Origin of the sequence: Pseudomonas medicaginis (assembly GCF_965119365.1) — a bacterium.
In the GTDB taxonomy this organism is placed as follows: Bacteria; Pseudomonadota; Gammaproteobacteria; order Pseudomonadales; family Pseudomonadaceae; genus Aquipseudomonas.
The window spans coordinates 3,810,724-3,830,387 of record NZ_OZ221631.1; the positions used below are offsets into that span (position 1 = coordinate 3,810,724).

General features: G+C 54.8%; 18 protein-coding genes and 2 pseudogenes. 17 read left to right on the forward strand and 3 right to left on the reverse strand.

The genetic code is table 11. The features are described 5' to 3' along the window. Nucleotides 1-34 precede the first annotated feature (34 nt). The 12 genes and pseudogenes from ACMTA2_RS16670 to ACMTA2_RS16725 all read left to right on the forward strand — a co-directional run. Nucleotides 35-1,084, forward strand: coding sequence for a homoserine dehydrogenase (locus tag ACMTA2_RS16670; RefSeq protein WP_208555758.1), 1,050 nt, complete (start codon nt 35-37; stop codon nt 1,082-1,084). Between the two features lie 2 nt (nt 1,085-1,086). After that, nucleotides 1,087-2,505, forward strand: coding sequence for an aldehyde dehydrogenase family protein (locus ACMTA2_RS16675; protein ID WP_413790869.1), 1,419 nt, complete (start codon nt 1,087-1,089; stop codon nt 2,503-2,505). 101 nt (nt 2,506-2,606) lie between these two features. Then, on the forward strand, nt 2,607-4,142 hold the full coding sequence (locus ACMTA2_RS16680; protein WP_413790870.1) for an amino acid permease: 1,536 nt from the start codon (nt 2,607-2,609) through the stop codon (nt 4,140-4,142). A gap of 38 nt (nt 4,143-4,180) precedes the next feature. After that, on the forward strand, nt 4,181-5,383 hold the full coding sequence (locus ACMTA2_RS16685; RefSeq protein ID WP_413790871.1) for a trans-sulfuration enzyme family protein: 1,203 nt from the start codon (nt 4,181-4,183) through the stop codon (nt 5,381-5,383). 187 nt (nt 5,384-5,570) lie between these two features. After that, nucleotides 5,571-5,888 (forward strand): DMT family transporter, encoded by a 318-nt coding sequence (locus tag ACMTA2_RS16690; RefSeq protein ID WP_208555553.1) that lies wholly within the window; start codon nt 5,571-5,573, stop codon nt 5,886-5,888. A 194-nt stretch (nt 5,889-6,082) separates the two neighbouring features. Next, nucleotides 6,083-6,847, forward strand: coding sequence for a transporter substrate-binding domain-containing protein (locus ACMTA2_RS16695; protein WP_208555759.1), 765 nt, complete (start codon nt 6,083-6,085; stop codon nt 6,845-6,847). A 52-nt stretch (nt 6,848-6,899) separates the two neighbouring features. Continuing rightward, a complete protein-coding gene (locus tag ACMTA2_RS16700) occupies nt 6,900-7,628 on the forward strand; it encodes an ABC transporter permease (protein WP_413790872.1) in 729 nt (242 codons plus the stop codon). Beyond that, on the forward strand, nt 7,625-8,335 hold the full coding sequence (locus tag ACMTA2_RS16705) for an ABC transporter permease (RefSeq protein WP_208555555.1): 711 nt from the start codon (nt 7,625-7,627) through the stop codon (nt 8,333-8,335). Before ACMTA2_RS16700 ends, ACMTA2_RS16705 begins: the two co-directional genes overlap by 4 nt. 52 nt (nt 8,336-8,387) lie before the next feature. Next, a complete protein-coding gene (locus ACMTA2_RS16710; protein ID WP_208555760.1) occupies nt 8,388-9,149 on the forward strand; it encodes an ABC transporter ATP-binding protein in 762 nt (253 codons plus the stop codon). A 12-nt stretch (nt 9,150-9,161) separates the two neighbouring features. Further along, a pseudogene (locus ACMTA2_RS16715) lies at nt 9,162-9,411 on the forward strand (Lrp/AsnC family transcriptional regulator); the annotation flags it as partial. Nucleotides 9,412-9,670: 259 nt separating this feature from the next. After that, on the forward strand, nt 9,671-9,853 hold the full coding sequence (locus ACMTA2_RS16720; protein WP_413790873.1) for a hypothetical protein: 183 nt from the start codon (nt 9,671-9,673) through the stop codon (nt 9,851-9,853). Nucleotides 9,854-9,920: 67 nt separating this feature from the next. After that, nucleotides 9,921-10,127, forward strand: a pseudogene (locus tag ACMTA2_RS16725) (chemotaxis protein); the annotation flags it as partial. 47 nt (nt 10,128-10,174) lie between these two features. Here the strand turns inward: ACMTA2_RS16725 and ACMTA2_RS16730 are convergent. After that, complete coding sequence (locus tag ACMTA2_RS16730; protein ID WP_413790874.1) at nt 10,175-10,810, reverse strand: LysE family translocator; 636 nt, start codon at nt 10,808-10,810, stop codon at nt 10,175-10,177. A gap of 181 nt (nt 10,811-10,991) precedes the next feature. Beyond that, nucleotides 10,992-12,383 (reverse strand): aldehyde dehydrogenase family protein, encoded by a 1,392-nt coding sequence (locus ACMTA2_RS16735; RefSeq protein ID WP_208555557.1) that lies wholly within the window; start codon nt 12,381-12,383, stop codon nt 10,992-10,994. A gap of 100 nt (nt 12,384-12,483) precedes the next feature. Between ACMTA2_RS16735 and ptrR the strand changes: the two genes are divergently transcribed. Next, complete coding sequence (gene ptrR, locus ACMTA2_RS16740) at nt 12,484-13,395, forward strand: putrescine utilization regulator PtrR (protein WP_208555558.1); 912 nt, start codon at nt 12,484-12,486, stop codon at nt 13,393-13,395. A 201-nt stretch (nt 13,396-13,596) separates the two neighbouring features. Here ptrR and pdxR read toward each other — a convergent pair whose 3' ends face one another. Next, nucleotides 13,597-15,063: a MocR-like pyridoxine biosynthesis transcription factor PdxR gene (gene pdxR / locus ACMTA2_RS16745; protein ID WP_413790875.1), complete on the reverse strand. Its 1,467-nt coding sequence runs from the start codon at nt 15,061-15,063 to the stop codon at nt 13,597-13,599. 296 nt (nt 15,064-15,359) lie between these two features. On the opposite strand from pdxR, the gene ACMTA2_RS16750 reads away from it, so the two are divergent. The 4 genes from ACMTA2_RS16750 to ACMTA2_RS16765 all read left to right on the forward strand — a co-directional run bounded on the left by ACMTA2_RS16750 (nt 15,360) and on the right by ACMTA2_RS16765 (nt 19,639). Beyond that, nucleotides 15,360-16,427 carry a phosphotransferase gene (locus ACMTA2_RS16750; protein ID WP_413790876.1) on the forward strand — a complete coding sequence of 356 codons (1,068 nt, stop codon included), beginning with the start codon at nt 15,360-15,362 and terminating at the stop codon, nt 16,425-16,427. Further along, nucleotides 16,424-17,743 (forward strand): aspartate aminotransferase family protein, encoded by a 1,320-nt coding sequence (locus ACMTA2_RS16755; protein ID WP_208555561.1) that lies wholly within the window; start codon nt 16,424-16,426, stop codon nt 17,741-17,743. Before ACMTA2_RS16750 ends, ACMTA2_RS16755 begins: the two co-directional genes overlap by 4 nt. Nucleotides 17,744-18,030: 287 nt before the next feature. Beyond that, nucleotides 18,031-19,065 (forward strand): ABC transporter substrate-binding protein, encoded by a 1,035-nt coding sequence (locus ACMTA2_RS16760; RefSeq protein ID WP_208555562.1) that lies wholly within the window; start codon nt 18,031-18,033, stop codon nt 19,063-19,065. Between the two features lie 244 nt (nt 19,066-19,309). Next, nucleotides 19,310-19,639: a Rossmann-fold NAD(P)-binding domain-containing protein gene (locus ACMTA2_RS16765; protein ID WP_413790877.1), complete on the forward strand. Its 330-nt coding sequence runs from the start codon at nt 19,310-19,312 to the stop codon at nt 19,637-19,639. Nucleotides 19,640-19,664: the final 25 nt, after the last annotated feature.

A 19,664-nucleotide genomic window follows, 5' to 3' on the forward strand; every position in this document is an offset into this window, starting at 1 on the left:
TTTCAGCACCAAACATAACAATGAGATCTTTGTCGTGACTGAATATAAAGTTGCTCTGCTTGGCTTCGGTGGCGTCAACCGCGCGCTGACTCAGCTTATCGCTGAGAAGAATTCGCGTTGGGCAGATGAGCTGGGTTTTAAATTGAAGATTGTCGGCGTCAGTGATCTCTTTCTTGGCTCAGTTATCAACAAGGACGGTCTGGATGCTCATGAGCTGGTTGCGGTGCCTGCTACCAAAGGCAGCCTCAAAGCTCTGCGAGGCGGCAGTGATGAACCTGCCAACGAGTCCGTCATTCGGTTTGCTGGCGCAGATATCGTTGCTGAAGCAACATTTACCAATCCTGTGGACGGTGAGCCAGCCACCACATTCTGCCGTTGGGCCCTGGAGAAGGGTATCAGCGTCGTGACTACCAACAAAGGACCAGTGGCGCTGCATGCGCAAAGTCTGAAAGCGCTTGCCGATAGCACCGGTGCTCGGTTTGAGTTCGAAGGTGCAGTCATGAGTGGAACGCCAGTTATCCGGTTGGCCAAGGAGTCTCTCTTAGGTTCGGAAATCAGCGGTTTCAAAGGGATCCTCAACGGTACGTCGAACTTTGTCCTCTCCAGTATGGAGACGGGTCTGGACTTCTCCAGCGCTGTTGCGAAGGCCCAGGAGCTAGGTTACGCCGAAGCAGATCCAACAGCAGATGTGGAAGGGCATGATGTTCGTCTAAAGGTCGTCATTTTGGCGAACGAGTTACTCGGTTCAAAGCTCAAGCCTAGCGATGTTCTATGCAAGGGTATTTCTGAGATTACCGCCACGGACATTGCCGAGGCTACGAAAACCAGTGCTCGATGGAAGCTTATCGGCAGCGCAGAAAAGCTGAGTGATGGCTCCATTTCTGCCTCTGTGAGCCCTCAGTTATTGCCATCCACTGACGCGCTTGCCGGTGTGAGTGGAGCTACCAACGCCATAACCTTCGATACTGCCATTCTTGGTCCTGTAACTGTGGTGGGCGCGGGTGCAGGTCGCTTTGAAACTGCTTTCGCTTTACTCGCTGATATTGTGAGCATTCACAAGCACAAAACCCAGTCAGGTAAGTAATCATGAATAGCTTGAGTCTCTCAATTGCTGCTGATTATAAAACGATTACTGTGCGTAGCCCGTTTGACGGTAGCAAGGTGGGTGAGGTGGTCGACATACCTGCTTCATCCGCCACCACAATAGTCGACACGGCTATCTTGGGGGCGTTGATTGCCAAGGACCTGCCACGACATGAACGTGCACGCATATTGGAACAGGCGGCGTTCTCGGTTGAGCGTGATAAGGACGCCTTTGCCCGACTGATTGTGGCGGAGTCGGGCAAAACGCTGAAGCAGGCAAGGAAGGAGGTACTGCGCTGCGTCAATACGTTGAAGTTGTCGGCGGAAGAAGCCAAGCGGAATGCGGGTGAAGTGATCCCTTTCGATGCTTATGTCGGATCCGAATCACGCCAGGGATGGTTCACTCGCGAGCCCCTGGGTGTAATCGTTGCGATCACACCCTACAACGACCCCCTCAATCTGGTCGCCCATAAGTTGGGCCCTGCTATTGCGGGAGGGAACGCGGTTGTTCTCAAGCCATCCGAGCTCACACCGCTCTCGGCGATCAAGCTGGTGGATTGCCTGATCGAGGCGGGCCTGCCGCCTGTTGTTGTAACAGTCGCCACGGGTGGGGCTGCATTGGGCAAGGCCCTGGTCGCGCACCGTGCGGTGCGTATGGTGTCTTTCACCGGCGGTTTCGTTACCGGAGAGCAAATCGCGCGCACGGCTGGGCTCAAGAGGCTGGCGATGGACCTTGGCGGAAATGCCCCGGTTATCGTGATGGCTGATTGCGATCTGAATGAAACAGTCGATGCCTGTGTGTCGGGGGCTTTTTGGGCGGCCGGGCAGAATTGCATTGGTACTCAGCGGATTTTAATCGAGGCGCCACTCTACGAAGCGTTCAAGACACGCTTCGTTGAGAAAACCAGCCAGTTGATCGTGGGTAATCCTGCCGACGATCAGACTGATGTCGGCCCGATGATTACTGAGGCGTCAGCCAAGCGCGCTGAAGACGTGGTGAATGAAGCGATTGCCACAGGCGCGGCGTTGCTGTTCGGCAATGTACGTAACGGTTCGCTTTATTCGCCCACTGTCCTGGAAAGCGTCGACCGCCACTGCAAACTGTGGTGCGAGGAAGTGTTCAGTCCTGTCGTGATACTTCAGAGCGTCGGTTCCCTGGACGAGGCCCTGAAGCTTGCCAACGAACCTGAATACAGCCTGCATGCGGGGATCTTCACCAGTAATTTGAATGTTGCGATGAAGGCAGCCAAGCGACTTGAAGCGGGCGGCGTGATGATCAACGACTCCTCGGACTACCGATTCGACGCAATGCCTTTCGGTGGTTTCAAGTACGGGAGCATGGGCCGCGAAGGTGTGCGTTTCGCCTATGAAGATATGACGCAACCCAAAGTGGTGTGCATTAACGGCGTGAGTGGGAACTAAACACGTCGCTCCTGCGGGGCTTGACGCTTCAGTGCGACCCTTGGCGAGACTCTTCTGCCTTGAAGAGTCGCGTTCAGAATAAAAATAAAAAGGTAACAGATATGAGTGTTAGCGATTTTAATCCAGCACCCGAGCAGGCATCCCGTGTTGCTCGAAGAACAGACTTCAGCACTGAGGAATCGGGTTACCAACAAGTGCTCAAGCCGCGCCAGGTTCAGATGATAGCCATTGGTGGTGCGATCGGCAGTGGGCTTTTTATGGGCGCCGGGGCGCGTCTCGCAGAGGCGGGGCCTTCTCTGGTATTTGTCTTCGCAATATGTGGTTTCTTTGCCTGGTTCATCATTCGAGCTATGGGCGAGCTTGTGATGTACAGGCCTTCATCCGGTTCTTTTGTTTCTTACGCCCGAGAATTTTATGGGGAAAAATGGGCGTTTACAGTGGGTTGGATGTACTGGACCGATTGGGTGATGGTCGCTATTGCTGACCTGACTGCCATCGCGCTCTACCTGAACTTCTTCAAGGCCTATCTACCCTTTATAGGCGATATTCCGCAGTGGTTGCTTGCACTTGCCGCGTTAGCCCTCGTCACCGCAATTAATCTGGTGTCGGTAAAGATTTTCGGGGAACTCGAATTCTGGTTTGCCCTGATCAAAGTGGCTGCCTTGACTACATTTCTGGGTATAGGCGCGTATATGGTTCTATTTGGCACGCCACTTCCGGGACATGAAGTTGGCTTCCAACTCATCGCCGACAATGGTGGATGGTTTCCTGCAGGGCTTTTGCCCGCAGTCATCATGATCCAAGGGGTGATATTCGCCTACGGAAGTGTGGAGTTAGTCGGTACTGCCGCGGGTGAAGCCCAGGATGTCGCCAAAGTCATGCCTAAGGCCATTCGCGCGGTGGTATTCCGCATCATTGTCTTCTATGTAGGCTCCATACTGCTGTTGGCAATGCTGCTCCCGCATACAGCCTATTCAGCAGGTGTAAGTCCCTTTGTAACCTTTTTTGGCTCACTGGGAATCAAGGGCGCGGATGCCATTATGAATATGGTCCTCATCACGGCGGCCGTTTCGTCTTTGAACGCGGGCATCTATTCAACCGGTCGAGTACTAAGGTCCCTTGCCATCAGCGGTTCAGCGCCTGGTTTTCTGGCGAAGATGAATCGTCAAGGGGTTCCGTTCGCCGGCATCATGCTGACAACCGTCGCCTCCCTGATCGGGGTCTTTCTCAATGCAATTGTTCCGGGCGAAGCATTTGAAATTGCGTTGACCCTCACTGCTGTGATGCTGATTGGGTCATGGTCAACGATCATTTTGTGCCAAATCAAGCTCTTCAAGTATGCCCAACTTGGGGAGTTGCAACGACCGCAGTTTCGTATGCCTTTCGCTCCGTACAGTGGTTACGCCACGCTTATTTTCTTTGGTTTGGTGCTGATATTGATTGCGATGGATTATCCGGTTGGGACGTACTCAATTGCTTCGCTGCCCATCTACGCTGCGGTGCTGGTAGCGGGTTGGTACATGGTACGCGGCCGTGTGCGTGGGATTGAATCCGGTGCACTGGTATTCGATGAGAACCAGGATTTGGTCCCGGTTGACCAGGCCCTCCACCACTCGCGTACGCCACTTCAAAATTGAATAAGCACAACGACAATGCACTTTGGAGGAATAGACCCATGCGTCCTGACAAGAAAAACCTGACCACGCTATCTGCAGCCACACTGGCTGTTCATGGGGGTAACGTAATTGACACGACGACTGGCGCGGTGCGTACGCCATTAGTCATGGCCAACTCCTATCTACTGCCGGATGATCCTTCGACAATGGATTGGTCCAGCCCAGATGGTCTTGTGTATACCCGTAACCAAGGGCACAACCAGGTGTGCCTGGAGAAAAAGCTCGCAGCGCTTGAGGGGACTGAGTCTAGTGTTGTGTTTGCAACCGGCGTAGCTGCGTTGCATGCAGTGTTTTTTACATTTTTGAAAAGCGGTGATCATGTACTGGTAAGTGATGTCACCTATGAAGCCGTATGGCGGTTGTTCGCCGAGCTTCTGCCTGAGCGCTATGGTATCGAGGCAACGTTTGTAGATATGGGCGATCTGGATGCTGTCCGGCAGGCATTCCGGCCCAATACCAAGCTGCTGCACACTGAAACGATCGCGAATCCTACGACCAAGGTCGCGGACATTGCTGCCTTGGCCGAGATTGCGCACGCTCAGGGCGCGTTGATCTCTGTAGATGCAACGTTTACACCGCCACCTTTTTTCCGTGCCAGTGAGCATGGTGTAGACTTGGTTGTTCATTCGTTGACCAAATACATTAACGGTCATGGTGACTCGATGGGAGGTGTGGTCCTGGGTTCTACCCAGATGATGAATCACATCAAGCACGACGCACTGGTTGACCTTGGCGCAACCATCTCGCCGTTCAATGCCTGGTTAATCATGCGGGGCTCAGTCACGCTGCCTTTTCGTTTGAAGCAGCACCTGAGCAATGCGGAAAAACTGGCTGCTTACCTTGAGTCAGATGACCGTATTGCCTATGTTTATTACCCCGGGCTTGCCTCTCATCCGCAGCATGAATTAGCTCAGCGACAATTTGCAGGTCGTGGTTTTGGGGCAATGATGGCCTTCGCAGTGAAAGGCGATCCAGACACCCAAAATCGCTTTGTTTCGAACTTGCGCATTATTACGTCTGCCGTTTCACTGGGCCATGATGAAACGCTCATTGTGCATGTGGGCGCTGAGGGCCGTGGTGGCTTCGACAAGTATCCCAAGGAATTTCAAGAGTACGGTCACTTGCGTTTATCGGTGGGTCTTGAAGACGCTGATGACCTGATAAAAGATATTTGCCTGGCGTTGGATGAAACGTTCAAGTGACCTGACAGGTTTAATAGTTAGTTGTTGGGTTACAGCGTCACGCACAGGGTTTGGTCAACCCGTCTTTACCCCCGTGCACGCGGGGGTCTTTTTTAAGTTCAGGATAAGTTTGAACATGTGATGCAGTGGCTCGCTTGAGCTGAGCAAGATGATTTTTCATTAACGAGATTTTAAAGGAGTTTTAATCGTGGCTTGGTTAAGTTTAATTGTTGCTGGGCTGCTTGAGGTGGTTTGGGCATTTTCAATGAAACAATCTGAGGGCTTTACACGCGTAATACCCACTATCGTGACATTGGTCATGTTGGTAACCAGCTTTGCGCTGCTCTCGTTCTCGATGAAAAGTCTTCCACTAGGCACCGCTTATACGATCTGGACAGGTATCGGGGCGGTTGGCGCTTTTTTAGTTGGTATTGTTTTCCTCGGAGAGCCAGCCAGCATTCTGCGAGTGGTTGCCGCGATTTTAATTGTTTCCGGCTTGGTGATGATGAAAGTGGCTTCGGCATAAAGTTTCGAGCATTTTGCTCATGAGATTGATCAATTTGCCATGTTCTCTGAAGTGGCAATGCTGATGTAGTGTTGGTGATAAGGCGATCGCCTCATAATAATATTTACGGAGCTATGTGTTCAGCTGTCAAATCTTTACTGCCCTTGAATCCAATTACAATACCTAGGGATGTACATATGAACTCGCTAAGAAAAATGTGTTTTATCGCGCTCTTTCCACTGTGCTTGAATGTGGCGTGGGCCAAAGATTACACAACCCTGCGCTTTGGCGTGGATGCTAACTACGCGCCCTTCGAGTCGAAAGCGGCTGATGGCAGTCTCAAAGGATTTGACATTGATTTAGGTCATTCGATTTGCGCCAAACTTCAAGTCAAATGCATCTGGGTCGAGAGCGATTTTGACGGTCTGATCCCAGGCCTCAGAGCCGGTAAGTTCGATGGCATTCTCTCATCCATGACAGTGACGCCAACACGCGAAAAAGCCATCGACTTTTCGAATGAGTTGTTTTCCGGGTTCACGGCCTACGTCTTCAAAAAAGATTCGGGCCTCAGCACAGACGTAGCGTCACTCAAGGGTAAAACGGTCGGTTACTTCCAAGGCAGCATCCAAGAAGCCTACGCAAAGGCTGTTCTGGACAAAGCAGGCGTAAAAATCCAGTCCTATCAGAACCAGGACCAGGTGTATTACGACCTCGTAGCGGGGCGGCTGGATGCATCCCTGCAAGACGCATTGCAGGCCCAGTTAGGTTTTCTCAACTCGCCACAGGGTGCCGATTACGAAAGCAGCCCGTCCGTTGAGAGCCCTTATCTTCCCTCCAAAACCGCCATAGGCATTGCCAAAGGTAACGTGGAACTCAAGGCATTGCTCGATAAAGCGATCCAGGCTTTGCACGAAGATGGCACCTACGATTCGATCCAGAAGCAGCATTTCGGCGATCTGAATCTTTACAGCGGCAAATAACCACCCGGCGCTCACCCCCTGGATGGGCGCTTATCGCTATAGGTTGCTGATCATGTTCGACACACTATTAGGCGTGCTGGGGCTCTCTGCATTCAGCCTGAAGGGGTTTGGCCCTTTGCTGCTCGAAGGCGCCTGGATGACCGTCAAGCTGTCCCTTTCTTCTCTGGCGTTAAGTGTGCTGCTGGGGCTGATCGGGGCCAGCGCCAAACTGTCCAGTCTCAAACTGCTACGTCTGCCAGCGCAGCTCTACACCACACTGATTCGGGGGGTGCCGGATCTGGTGCTGATGTTATTGATTTTCTACAGCCTGCAAACCTGGTTGACGGTACTCACAGTCGCTCTGGGCTGGGATTACATCGAGATCAACCCCTTTGTCGCCGGGATTATCACCCTTGGATTCATCTACGGCGCGTATTTCACCGAAACGTTTCGTGGCGCAATGCTGGCAGTGCCCCGGGGTCAGGTCGAAGCCGCTACTGCTTATGGTTTAAGTCGGACTCAGCGTTTTTGCTTCGTGATGTTCCCGCAAATGATGCGGTTCGCTTTACCGGGACTTGGCAACAACTGGATGGTGATTTTAAAAGCCACCGCGCTGGTGTCGATCATCGGCCTGGCTGACTTGGTGAAAGCCGCCCAGGACGCGGGGAAAAGCACCTATCAATTGTTCTTCTTCCTGGTGCTTGCTGCATTGACGTACCTCGTCATCACCAGCCTTTCAAATCTTGTCCTGCGCTTACTTGAGCGGCGCTACGCGGTGGGTTCACGGGAGGCGGTGCAATGATCGAGCTCTTGCAGGAGTATTGGAGGCCTTTCTTCTTCAGCGATGGTCAGCAGATAACCGGTCTGGCCATGACGTTGTGGCTGCTCAGTGCCTCACTGTTCATCGGCTTTATCGTGTCGATTCCACTGTCCATCGCTCGAGTGTCGCCCAGGTTCTATGTGCATTGGCCGGTGCAGTTCTACACCTACCTGTTCAGAGGTACGCCACTCTATATCCAGTTGCTGATCTGCTACACCGGGATCTATAGCCTGGCTGCAATACGTGCGCAGCCTGCGCTTGATGCGTTCTTTCGTGATGCGATGAACTGCACCATCCTGGCCTTCGCCCTGAATACTTGCGCCTACACCACGGAGATATTTGCCGGGGCCATTCGCAACATTGCCCATGGCGAGGTTGAGGCTGCGAAAGCTTATGGCCTCTCAGGTTGGAAGCTCTATGCGTTTGTGATCATGCCATCAGCGTTGCGTCGCTCGCTGCCGTATTACAGCAACGAAGTCATCCTGATGCTGCACTCGACCACGGTGGCGTTCACCGCCACTGTTCCGGACATTCTTAAGGTCGCGCGAGACGCGAACTCCGCGACCTTCTTGACCTTTCAATCGTTTGGGATTGCGGCACTGATTTACCTGGCGGTGACCTTTGCCCTGGTCGGCCTGTTTCGAATCGCCGAGCGTCACTGGCTGGCTTTTCTTGGTCCGACTCACTGAGCCCAGTAGCTGACACTGCTGCTCCAATCCGCGTTAGAGGATGACTGCAAACATGTACAAATTGACTGTTGAAGGGCTACACAAAAGTTACGGTAGCCATGAAGTACTCAAGGGCGTTTCCCTGCAAGCCAAAACAGGCGACGTGATCAGCTTGATCGGCGCCAGTGGCTCTGGAAAAAGTACGTTCCTGCGCTGCATTAATTTTCTTGAAACCCCCAACGACGGTGCCATGAGTCTGGATGGCAAACCGATCCGCATGGTTAAAAACCATATGGGGCTGCGCGTGGCGGATGACTGTGAATTGCAACGATTGCGCACCCGCCTGGCCATGGTGTTCCAGCACTTCAACCTGTGGGGCCACATGACCGTGTTGGACAACATCACCATTGCTCCGCGGCGGGTGCTGGGTGTGAGCAAAAAAGATGCGGAAGATCGTGCCCGGCGATACTTGGAAAAGGTAGGACTGCCGGCCCGTGTTGCCGATCAATTCCCAGCGTTTCTGTCCGGGGGGCAACAGCAACGGGTAGCCATTGCTCGCGCACTTGCGATGGAGCCTGAAGTCATGTTGTTCGACGAGCCTACATCGGCGCTGGATCCTGAAGTGGTGGGCGAAGTGTTGAAAGTCATCCAGGGGCTTGCAGAAGAAGGGCGGACCATGATCATGGTGACCCACGAAATGGGCTTTGCCCGCAAGGTCTCGAACCAACTGCTGTTTCTTCATCAGGGACTGGTTGAAGAGCAGGGCGGACCTGAGATTCTGGATAATCCCAGAAGCGAGCGCCTGCAGCAGTTCCTGTCCAACGGGCTGAAGTGAAATGCCTTGGCTATGAACAGCGGAATAAAGAACCACGGGGCCTCTGAGTGTTTGGGGCGTATCGACGAGGCCAGCGTCGACGTGCTGCGCCGCAACGGGCGCATCACCTATAAAAAACTCGAGCGAGAGCCCTTGTCAGCAACGCGTTCGCAAGCTGGAAAGGCTGGGAGTCATCCGTGGTTACGGCGCGTTCATTGACGAGCACAAGCTATCACCCGGTTTGTCTCTGGTGGTTCTGATGACGTTGGCTGAGGGCAGGGGATACAACTGAAGTTCAGTCAGAAGGTACTGCTTGCGGCATCATTCGTTGTTGTCACAGCGTTTCGCTCTTGGGAGCAGAGGTCGGTGCTGTCGACATTTACCCTCACTTATCTAGGCAGTCGTGACGGTAGTTTCGTCATCCGGCAGAAGGACGATCTACCCGCTGATTACGATCCTTGCACCCGGCCTTGGTATACGGACGCAATGGCTGCCGGAGGGACCTGACCGAGCCGTACCTTGACGTGATGACGGGTCAACTGATGATTACCATTGCAACGCCGGTCAGTCACGACGGCCAGGTGCTTGGGGTGGTAGGCGGGGATCTGACACTGGAGACGCTGGCAAACATGGTCAGCTCGCTCGACCTGGGGGAAATTGCGTGCAATGCCGGTGATGCCTCACTCCAAGCCGCGGATGCCCGTCTACTGGCCGAGGGCTGGTGATGCAGACGATTGATGCCATGAACGGGTTATCAGGAAAAATCCGCGTGTCGTGCAGCGACATTGAGGCGGCGACATTGACGGCATCAATCAGTCGGTGGCGACCGCAACTGAAGAGCAGAATGCGGTCATTGATTCGTTAAACGTTGACGTCACCAAGATCAAAACCCTCAACCAGGAAGGCGTGGAACATCTCCAGGCTACCTTGATTGCCTGTGACGAGCTTGAGCGACAAGCCTCGCGACTCAAGCAGTTGATGGATGGTTTTCGAGCTTAGGACGTAGCGCGGCGCACTCCAGACAAACCGCGAGCGATGTCATGGGTTCAAGCGCGTGAGAACAGTAGCTTTATACCCGCGGCGCCGAAAACTAACCCCAGGGTGCCTTCGATCCATCGACGTGCCCGACGATAACCTCGAATCATCGGTGCCGTGGAGAAGACGATCGCATAGCTGCAGAAGATAGTGACGCTCAGTACGGCGCAGCCAGCCAGGATAATCACAACTGTTTCAGGCGTCGCGTGTGGCCCCAGCCCCAGGGTCATGGTTGCGATCCAACCCAGCAGCGCCTTCGGGTTTGTGAGGTGCATAAGCAGGCCGCGCCGGTAAAGGACAAAGCCCGAAACGGTTGGTGCGGCAACCAGTTCTTTTTGAAGGCGCTCGTCAGAGTCGAGGGCGGAGCGGCCAGCTTTGATGGCGAGGAAAAGCAGGTAAATTCCTCCGACTATTTTGAGGGCGAAGAGCGCCTGCGCGTATTGGGCCAGAATGGCTGATACGCCCGTGGCGGCCATCGATCCCCAGAAAAAAGAACCACTGATTACACCTGCTGCCAGCATAAGCGCAGGTTTTCTGCCCTGGTGCATGGCGACGCCCATGATGCGCATGTTGCTGGGGCCAGGGCTTGCTGCTCCCACGATGTAGGCGGTGAATACAAGCAGGAGGTGGTGGAGATCAAATGACATTTGTAGCCCCTTGACGATACATGCCAGTCAGTAGATTAAGTGTTTGTAGCGTGCACGTCATTCCGTCAGTCACCCAAATCTCAACCACTCTCCTTTAATGCCTTCTTGGACTATTTTTGTAAGCTACAATGAGCTCTTTAGAAAGCGTGGTTTCCAACGCAATCGGTCTTTGTCCATGCACTCAATGCCGATCGAGCCACACCGTCTGCGCGTTGCAGAATTCGCGTACCCCGAAGTGCGAAAGCTCGCGACCAAAACCGCTCTTCTTCACACCGCCGAAGGTGACACGCGGATCGGAGGCGCAGTAACCATTGATAAATACACCACCGGTTTCCAGTTCACCGGCCATCTGTTGGGCACGTTCCACGTCGCCTGTATAAATCGTTGCGGCGAGGCCGAACTCACTGTCATTTGCCAGTGCCATGGCGTGGGTGGCATCGCGTGCGGTGATGATCGAAGCGACCGGGCCAAATAGTTCCTGCTTAAACGAGGTCATCTGGTCGGTGACATCAGCGAAAACCGTTGGCTCGTAGAAGTTACCGCTACCCTCGGCCTTCTTGCCACCCAGTAACAACGTAGCACCTTCCTCCAGAGTGTCGCGCACTTGCTGATCCAGTTCATCACGCAAATCAAAGCGAGCCATCGGGCCGATGTACGTGGCGGCGGCCAGTGGATCACCGACCACCAGTTTTTGCGTGGCTTCAACGAATTTGCGCGTGAACTCCTCGACAACGCCCTGCTCGACAATCAGGCGTTTGGCCGCCGCGCAGACTTGCCCGGTGTTCTGATAACGGCCAATCACGGCGGCTCTCACCGCATCGTCGAGGTCGGCATCGTTGAGCACGATAAAAGGGTCGGAGCCGCCCAGTTCCAAGACGCATTTTTTCAACGCCGCACCGGCCTGCGCGCCGATGGCCATGCCGGCTCGTATGCTGCCGGTGAGGGTGACGGCTGCAATGCGTGAGTCTTTGATCGCCGTGGAAACACCTTCCGGCGTGACGTTGATGACTTCGAAAGCCCCTTCAGGAAATTCAGCTTGCTGAAAGGCGTCCAGCAACAAGTAAGCGCTGCCCATCACATTCGGCGCGTGCTTAAGCACGTAGGTGTTGCCGGCAAGCAATAGCGGAACAGCGCCGCGCAGGACCTGCCAGATCGGGAAATTCCACGGCATCACCGCGAGAATCGGGCCGAGTGGGCGGTATTCAATGCGTGCTTTTCCGCCCTCAACCAATGTCGGTTCAGCGTTGAGCATGGCCGGGCCGTGTTCCGCGTACCAGTCGCAGAGCTGCGCACACTTTTCGATTTCGCCATGTGCTTGAGTGATCGGCTTACCCATTTCCAGGGTGATCATGTTCGCCATCGTTTCTGCATTGTTGCGCAAGACGTTGGCCAGCGCGATCAGCCGTTGCGCGCGTTGCGCAACCGGTGTGCCGCGCCAGACACGGAACCCGGCCGTGGCACGTGACAGTGCGGTTTGCAGCGCCGCTTCGGATTCAAAAGGGTAGTTACCGATCTGCTCGCCGTTGACGGGATTGATCGAAATGGCATGAGTGAGGCTGGAAATGTTGGTCATGGCATCGTCCTGCGGGGTGGGAATGCGTTCAGACTACGGTGGCTTTTGGTTTCTTAAAACTGAATAATGCTGATCGTATCGTTCACGTATGGAGAATGACTTGGATCTGGTTCAGCTGGAGATTTTCAAAGCGGTCGCCGAGCACGGCAGCATCAGCGTTGCCGCTCAGCACATCCATCGTGTGCCGTCGAACCTGACGACGCGGATCAAACAATTGGAGCTGGATCTGGGCGTTGACCTGTTTATTCGCGAGAAAAGCCGCCTGCGCCTGTCGCCAGCCGGTTGGAGTTTTCTCGACTATGCTCGACGCATTCTCGATCTGGTCCAGGAGGCGCGCGCGACGGTTGCCGGGGAAGAGCCGCAAGGATCGTTTCCCCTGGGGTCGCTGGAGAGCACTGCGGCGGTGCGTATTCCTGAATTGTTGGCCGCCTATAACCAGAAGCACGCCAAGGTCGAACTGGCACTGTCCACCGGTCCTTCCGGGACCATGATCGACGGAGTGCTATCGGGTCGATTGGCCGCTGCGTTTGTCGACGGGCCGGTGCTGCACCCGGCACTGGAGGGCGTGCCGGCATTCGAGGAAGAGATGGTGCTGATCGCGCCGCTCAACCATTTGCCGATCCACCGTGCGCAGGATGTGAACGGCGAAAACATCTACGCCTTTCGCTCCAATTGCTCTTACCGCCATCACTTTGAAAGCTGGTTCGCCAAGGATGCTGCGGTGCCCGGCAAGATTTTCGAAATGGAGTCCTATCACGGCATGCTGGCCTGTGTCAGCTCCGGTGCTGGCCTGGCGCTGATGCCGCGCAGCATGCTCGAAAGCATGCCGGGCTGCACCACGGTGAGTGTGTGGCCGTTGTCGGAGTCCTTTCGCTATTTGCGAACCTGGCTGGTGTGGCGCCGGGGGACGGTGTCGCAAAGCCTGACCATGTTCGTGCGTTTGCTCGAAGAGCGATGCACAGCGTCGGGCCATGGTTTTTCAGAGCTTCAACCTCTATCCGCATCCTCATAATCATCAATAGTGCCCCTAAATACCGGTATATCGACCGCTCCTGGCGCGATGCTCAGTCTGTGAGGGCTGGCCGTTGCGCGTACGCTGTCTGAGGCCAGGCCAAGATTCACATTCGAATGGCGCTGTGCCTAGTCGTTCGTATTTAGTGGCCTTTGTACTCGCTGATTATGTGATGGTGATTGCGTCGATGAGCCTATGACCTCATTCTGCGGTTATCGAGTCGTAGAGCTGCCTTAGGCGCTGGACCGCCGGGGCGATATCTGCCTCCTTGATGCCTCCGTACCCCAGCACTAGAAGGTCGTCATCAACGACTGCATCAAGCTGGTAAGAGCCCCTCAAGGTTAGGCCAAATTCTGGTGCACGACGAATCATTTCCCGGGCGATGCCTTTAGGGATAACGGTGACTGCGAGGTGGATTCCTGCAGCGCCTGCGGAGAATTGAATCTTAGAGCCAAACTGCTGGAGCAGACTTCTTTGCAAGAGATTTCTTCTTCCTGCGTACACGGTCCGCATCTTCCGAATGTGCCTCGCGAAGTGCCCCTCCTCGATGAAGTCCGCCATAGCTGCCTGGACGGGGAGAAGGCCTGGGCGATACAACTGGGTCATCCCTTTGCTAAATGCTTCAGCCAGGGCCTCAGGTACTACCAAGTAGCTCAAGCGCAGGCCAGGGAAAGTCACCTTGCTAAAGGTTCCGAGATAGATAACTCGGTGCTTGGTATCGAGTCCCTGCATTGATGGCAGAGGCTCGGTGTCGTAGCGAAACTCGCTGTCGTAGTCGTCCTCAAGTATCCAGATGTTCCGCGCATCACTGAACGCAAGCCACTCCCGACGGCGCTGCAGCGACATGATGTTGCCAGTAGGGTATTGATGCGATGGCGTGATGAATGCAAAGCGGGGATTAATATCATTGGCCAACTCAGGAAGGCAGGCCCCATCCGAGTCGATTGTAATGGGGTGAGCAGCGAGGCCGGCGGCTGAGAAGACGACTGGAGCTCCCCAGTGGCAAGGTGTTTCGATCAGCGCGCTATCACCCGGATCACTCAACAATTTTGCCACCAGATCCAATGACTGGTGGGTGCCCATCGTTATGATGATCTGCTCGGGTCTGCACTTTACCGCCCTGGATGCATAGAGGTATGAGGCGAGCTCTTCACGAAGTCGGCGGTATCCTCCGTGCTCAGCGTATCCGGTGAGCTCCATGTGGTTTTTGCGGAAGTACCTGTTTTGCAGCCGCTTCCAGATGTGAAAGGGGAAAAGGTCGGCATCGGCTACTCCAGGTACGAAGGCGCCACGGGCCTTGGCGAGGCCAGTGACTCTGGACGTTATTGCTAAGCCGCGGCGCGAAAGCAGCGCTGCTGTGTACTCGGCTTTCTCTACCTTCTTAGCCGGTATATAGATTTGCGGAAGAGTGTCCGCTACGTACGTTCCGCTGCCGGGGCGTGAATAGAGATAACCTTCCTCGGTGAGTCGCTCGTACGCCAGTGACACGGTGATTCGGGAGATTTGCAGCTGATCGGCCATAGATCGAGTGGACGGCATTTTGAAATCCACGGGCAACCTCCCCTCGAGGATGGAATCCTGGATGATGCGATAGATCTGCCTCTGCAGTGTTTCACTGCCTTCCCTGTCAAGCTTCCCAACCAAGAAGTCGTGGATTTGCGCGCTCATAAACTGGACCCAAGATCAGCAAGTATTTGTGCGTCAAAGGTAAGTCCAATAGCGAGCGATGTCAGCTCCGTATTTCAAAATCGCCCCGGAACCCACGTTCATGTGCATCCTGACCCCGATAACCCGGACCTGGACCGGGCCTATCTTGAGGCTGCTGATGCTTTTGGAAGGGGGCCTAAAAGTGGACTTATAAGTTAGATAGTTCTGGATCTAATAGTGCTGTCCAATCTGCATTATCGTCACTTTCGCTGCGCAGAGCAGCCGCTGATTCCGATGTTTATTCAGAGTGACGATCCGTGAAAACTCAAACCAATGCGCCGAATGATCATGTCCTCACCGCCGCTGCTCCACAGGCCTCTGACGAGCAGGCGCAGGCCGTGGCGTTGGAGCAGTTCGGTCTGCACTGCCAGGCACAACTGCTCGCTGGCGAACGTGACCTGAACTTCCATCTTCGCTGCCAGGATGGCCGTCAGTTCCTGCTGAAGGTTTCCAACTCAGCAGAGGACGTCAACGTAACCGACTTCCAGAACAAGGCGCTCCTTCACGTCCAGCGCACGGATCCCACCCTGCCCGTATCGCGTGTTTATCCGAACCAGTCCGGCACCTATCAGATTCCGGTCGAACTGGGTGGACAACAGGTCCTGGTGCGCCTGCTCTCATTCGTCGAGGGCGTACAGCTCAACAAGATCGAAGCTCCCAGCCAGGTCCTTAGGGAGAATCTGGGCGTACACCTCGCTCGCTTGGGTATTGCCCTGCGTGGCTTCTTCCATCCGGCTGCCGGCCATGAGCTTCTGTGGGACATCAAGCACTGTTCGCGCATGGGCAGTTTGCTAGATCTGATTCCCGACCTCGAAGACCGGCGCCTAGTAGCCCGGTTCCTCGAGAACTTCGAAACCTACGCGCTCCCACGTCTTCAAGGTCTCCGTGCTCAGGTCATTCACAACGACCTCAACTTCCACAACGTGATCGTTGAACGTGATCGTCCGGAGAACATCCGCACTATCCTCGATTTCGGCGACATGGTGCATGCGCCGCTGATCAACGATCTGGCCGTGGGCGCCTCCTATCAGCTGGGCGCTGGCGAGCACGTTCTATCCCAGGCGCTGCCCTTCATCGGTGCGTACAACAGCGTATGCCCGCTGGAAGAGGTCGAGCAGGAGATCCTCTTCGATCTCATTGCTGCACGCATGGTGATGACCGTCGCCATCACGAACTGGCGGGCGACGATGTATCCGGAAAACCGCGCGTACATCTTGCGCAATGCCCCATCCGCGTGGGTCGGCCTCCGTGGCTTCTCAAACATTCCCCGTGGACTCGCTCAAGAACAAATCGCTCGCATCTGCTCCATGGAGGCAATGGCATGACAATGGTTAATGGCTTCACGGCGACCGACGCCGAACATCTCTCCCAGCAAGAGCGCGAACTCATCGCGCGCCGCGACCAGACCCTCGGCCCGGCATATCGCCTCTTCTACGAGCGCCCCCTGCACATCGTGAAGGGCGAGGGTGTATGGCTCTACGACGCCGACGGCAAGCGCTACCTGGACGCTTACAACAACGTCGCATCGATCGGTCACTGCAATCCGCACGTGGTCAACGCGATCTGCGAGCAGGTGAAGGTGTTGAACACGCATACGCGCTATCTGCACGAGGGCATCCTGAACTATGCAGACAAGCTGCTGGCGACGTTCCCGTCTTACTTGAACCACGTGATGTTCACCTGTACCGGCAGCGAAGCGAACGACCTGGCCTTGCGAATCGCCAAGCAGTACACCGGCGGTACTGGTGTGATCGTTACCGAACTCGCCTACCACGGCATCACTGACCTGGTGTCTGCTGTCTCTCCCTCGTTGGGAGCAGGCGTCGAGCTGGGCACGTTCGTCCGCAAAGTCCGCGCACCTGATGCCTACCGGCTAGGCGTCGAAAATGTTGCGCGGGTCTTCGCGGAGGATGTCCGCGCGGCCATCGATGACATGCGCGCCAACGGCATAAAGCCTGCGGCCATTCTCTTCGACGGCATTTTTGCCAGCGATGGCGTTCTGTCCGACCCTGCCGGCTTTGCGAAGGATGCAATCGCCCTGGCGAAGCAGGAAGGCCTGCTGTACATCGCCGACGAAGTCCAATCCGGTTTCGGGCGCACTGGCTCCCATCTCTGGGGCTTCCAGCGCCACGGCGTCGAACCCGATATCGTGACCATGGGTAAACCCATGGGCAATGGTCAGCCGATCGCCGCCGCGGTCATGCGCTCTGATGTCGTCGAAGAGTTCGGCCGTATCGCTCGCTACTTCAACACCTTCGGTGGCAACCCGGTTTCCTGTGCTGCGGCTAATGCCGTGTTGGACTTCATCCAGAACGAAGGACTGCTGCGCAACTGTGCGTCGGTCGGTGCTTACCTGAAGGCTGGAATCGAGGAGCTTGCCAAGCGTTACGAAGTCATCGGCGACGTTCGTGGCGCAGGCCTGTTCCTAGGGGTTGAGCTGGTTAGCGATCGCTCCACCAAAGCCCCCGACGCTGACGCCACGCGCCAGGTGGTCAACGGGCTGCGTGAGCGCGGCGTGCTGATCAGCTCTGCCGGTCCGATGGAAAACATTCTGAAGGTTCGTCCTCAGCTGATCTTCCAGCGAGAGCAGGCGGACATCTTCATCGAAACCCTCGACAGGGTACTTGGTGATCTTAAGTAAGTGCTGCCAAGGCCGAAGTGGGGTGCGAGATGCTCCCACTTCGCGAAGGAGATTTTGATCACTTTCTAGTAACGGAGGTACGTGGTTTCTCCCCAGATAATTTGCATGCGATTAACCGGGACAGGTGGGCTCTGCAAACGATGTTATTTGCTTCAGTGCCATCCAGATCTCTGTTGTAGCGGTCGTGAGGAAATAGGTTTCCACTCACTGCTAAGAGATCTTCCTGTTCTCCAATTCTGCCTTTTACTAACTAAAACAATTACTCGCAGCTTTATAGGAGCGCGGCAATGAAGGCGAAAATACTGGGTCTTGTGGCACTGAGTGGGTTGGCAATCGCGGGGAATGCGATGGCAGAGAGCGTCACGGTTATCTCATACGGCGGGGCTAGTAAGGATGCTCAGATAGCGGCTTTCTACAAGCCATTCGAGAAGGAGACCGGTACGAAGGTGATCGCCGGTGAGTGGAACGGTGAGATGGCCAAGGTAAAAGCCATGGTAGACACCAAGAGCGTGAACTGGGACATCTTGGACGTGGAGGACAACGATCTCGCGCGGGGTTGTGGCGATGGGCTCTTCGAGCAGCTCGACTACAAGCGTCTAGGGATTAAGGAGCCTCTGGTCAACGGCGCGCAGACCGAATGCGGCGTAGGCATTTTCGTTTGGTCGAATGTGCTCGCGTACAACGCTGACAAGCTCAAGGTCGCACCCACTGGGTGGAAAGATTTCTGGGACTTGAAGAAGTTTCCTGGCAAGCGCAGCTTGCGCAAGTCTGCACGCGGCGCCCTTGAATTCGCCCTCATGGCGGATGGCGTAGCTCCAGCTGATATTTACAAGGTGCTCTCTACGCCGGCAGGCGTCGATCGTGCCTTCAAGAAACTAGATGAGATCAAGCCGAACATTCAGTGGTGGGAAGCTGGCGCCCAGCCGCCGCAATACCTCGTGTCCGGTGACGTCGTGATGAGCTCTTCTTATAACGGCCGCATACATGTTGCTCAGCAGAACGGGGCCAATCTGAAAATCGTGTGGGATGGCAGTCTCTACCAATTTGATGAATGGGCCATTCCTAAAGGGACTCCCAACCTGGATCTGGCCTATAAGTTCATTTCGTTTGCCATGCAGCCGGAGCAGCAAAAACTGTACACCGAAAAAATGGCATACGGCCCCACCAACACTGCAGTTGCGGCGCTGCTTGATGAAAAGCTTGCCAGCGAGCTGCCGACGCATCCGGAAAACATGAAGAACGCGTTGCAAATGGACGTCGAGTTCTGGACCGATAACGGCGAGTCTCTGGAGCAACGCTTTATGTCTTGGGCCAGCAAATAATCAGCACCGGGTCACCGTAAGCTCCATCCCTTGGAAAAAAAGTCGGCTCCATCGGAGATGGATTCCAACTACTGGGGTGGAGCATTACGTCACAACCTCTAAATATCACGTCCATTGGAGTTAACGAGCTCGAATAGTTGGCGGTATATGTAGACATGCTGATCAACATAATTCCGCTGACTCCAGCCACGCGCGGAATTTTTAATCTCAGATTGTCGAATGTTGCAAACGTCCAGTACCGCTCATGAATATTGGGCGCGGTGCGCACCTGCTGGAGACTGAACTGCCGTATGCCATAGATGCAGAGCTTATTGCTGGTACGATGTTGAACGTAGCTTCTGTCGAATCCTTACTCGCAGAAAGCCCCTGTGGAACTGATATTTTTATCAATCTGCACATCACTGGATTTTCAACGCCAACTAGTGCATCCCAGCAACTGCCAAAGAACATCAAGCTTGCTCTCGAAGGTTTAGTGCCACGAATAAGTTGGTCTCTCCAAGGGGTATCAGTTATTCCTTGTGGAATTTTTAAATGTTGCCTGGCTCAACTCGGTGGCGGCGTAAAGCATGTATAGGCTTAACCTTCTACCAATACAATAA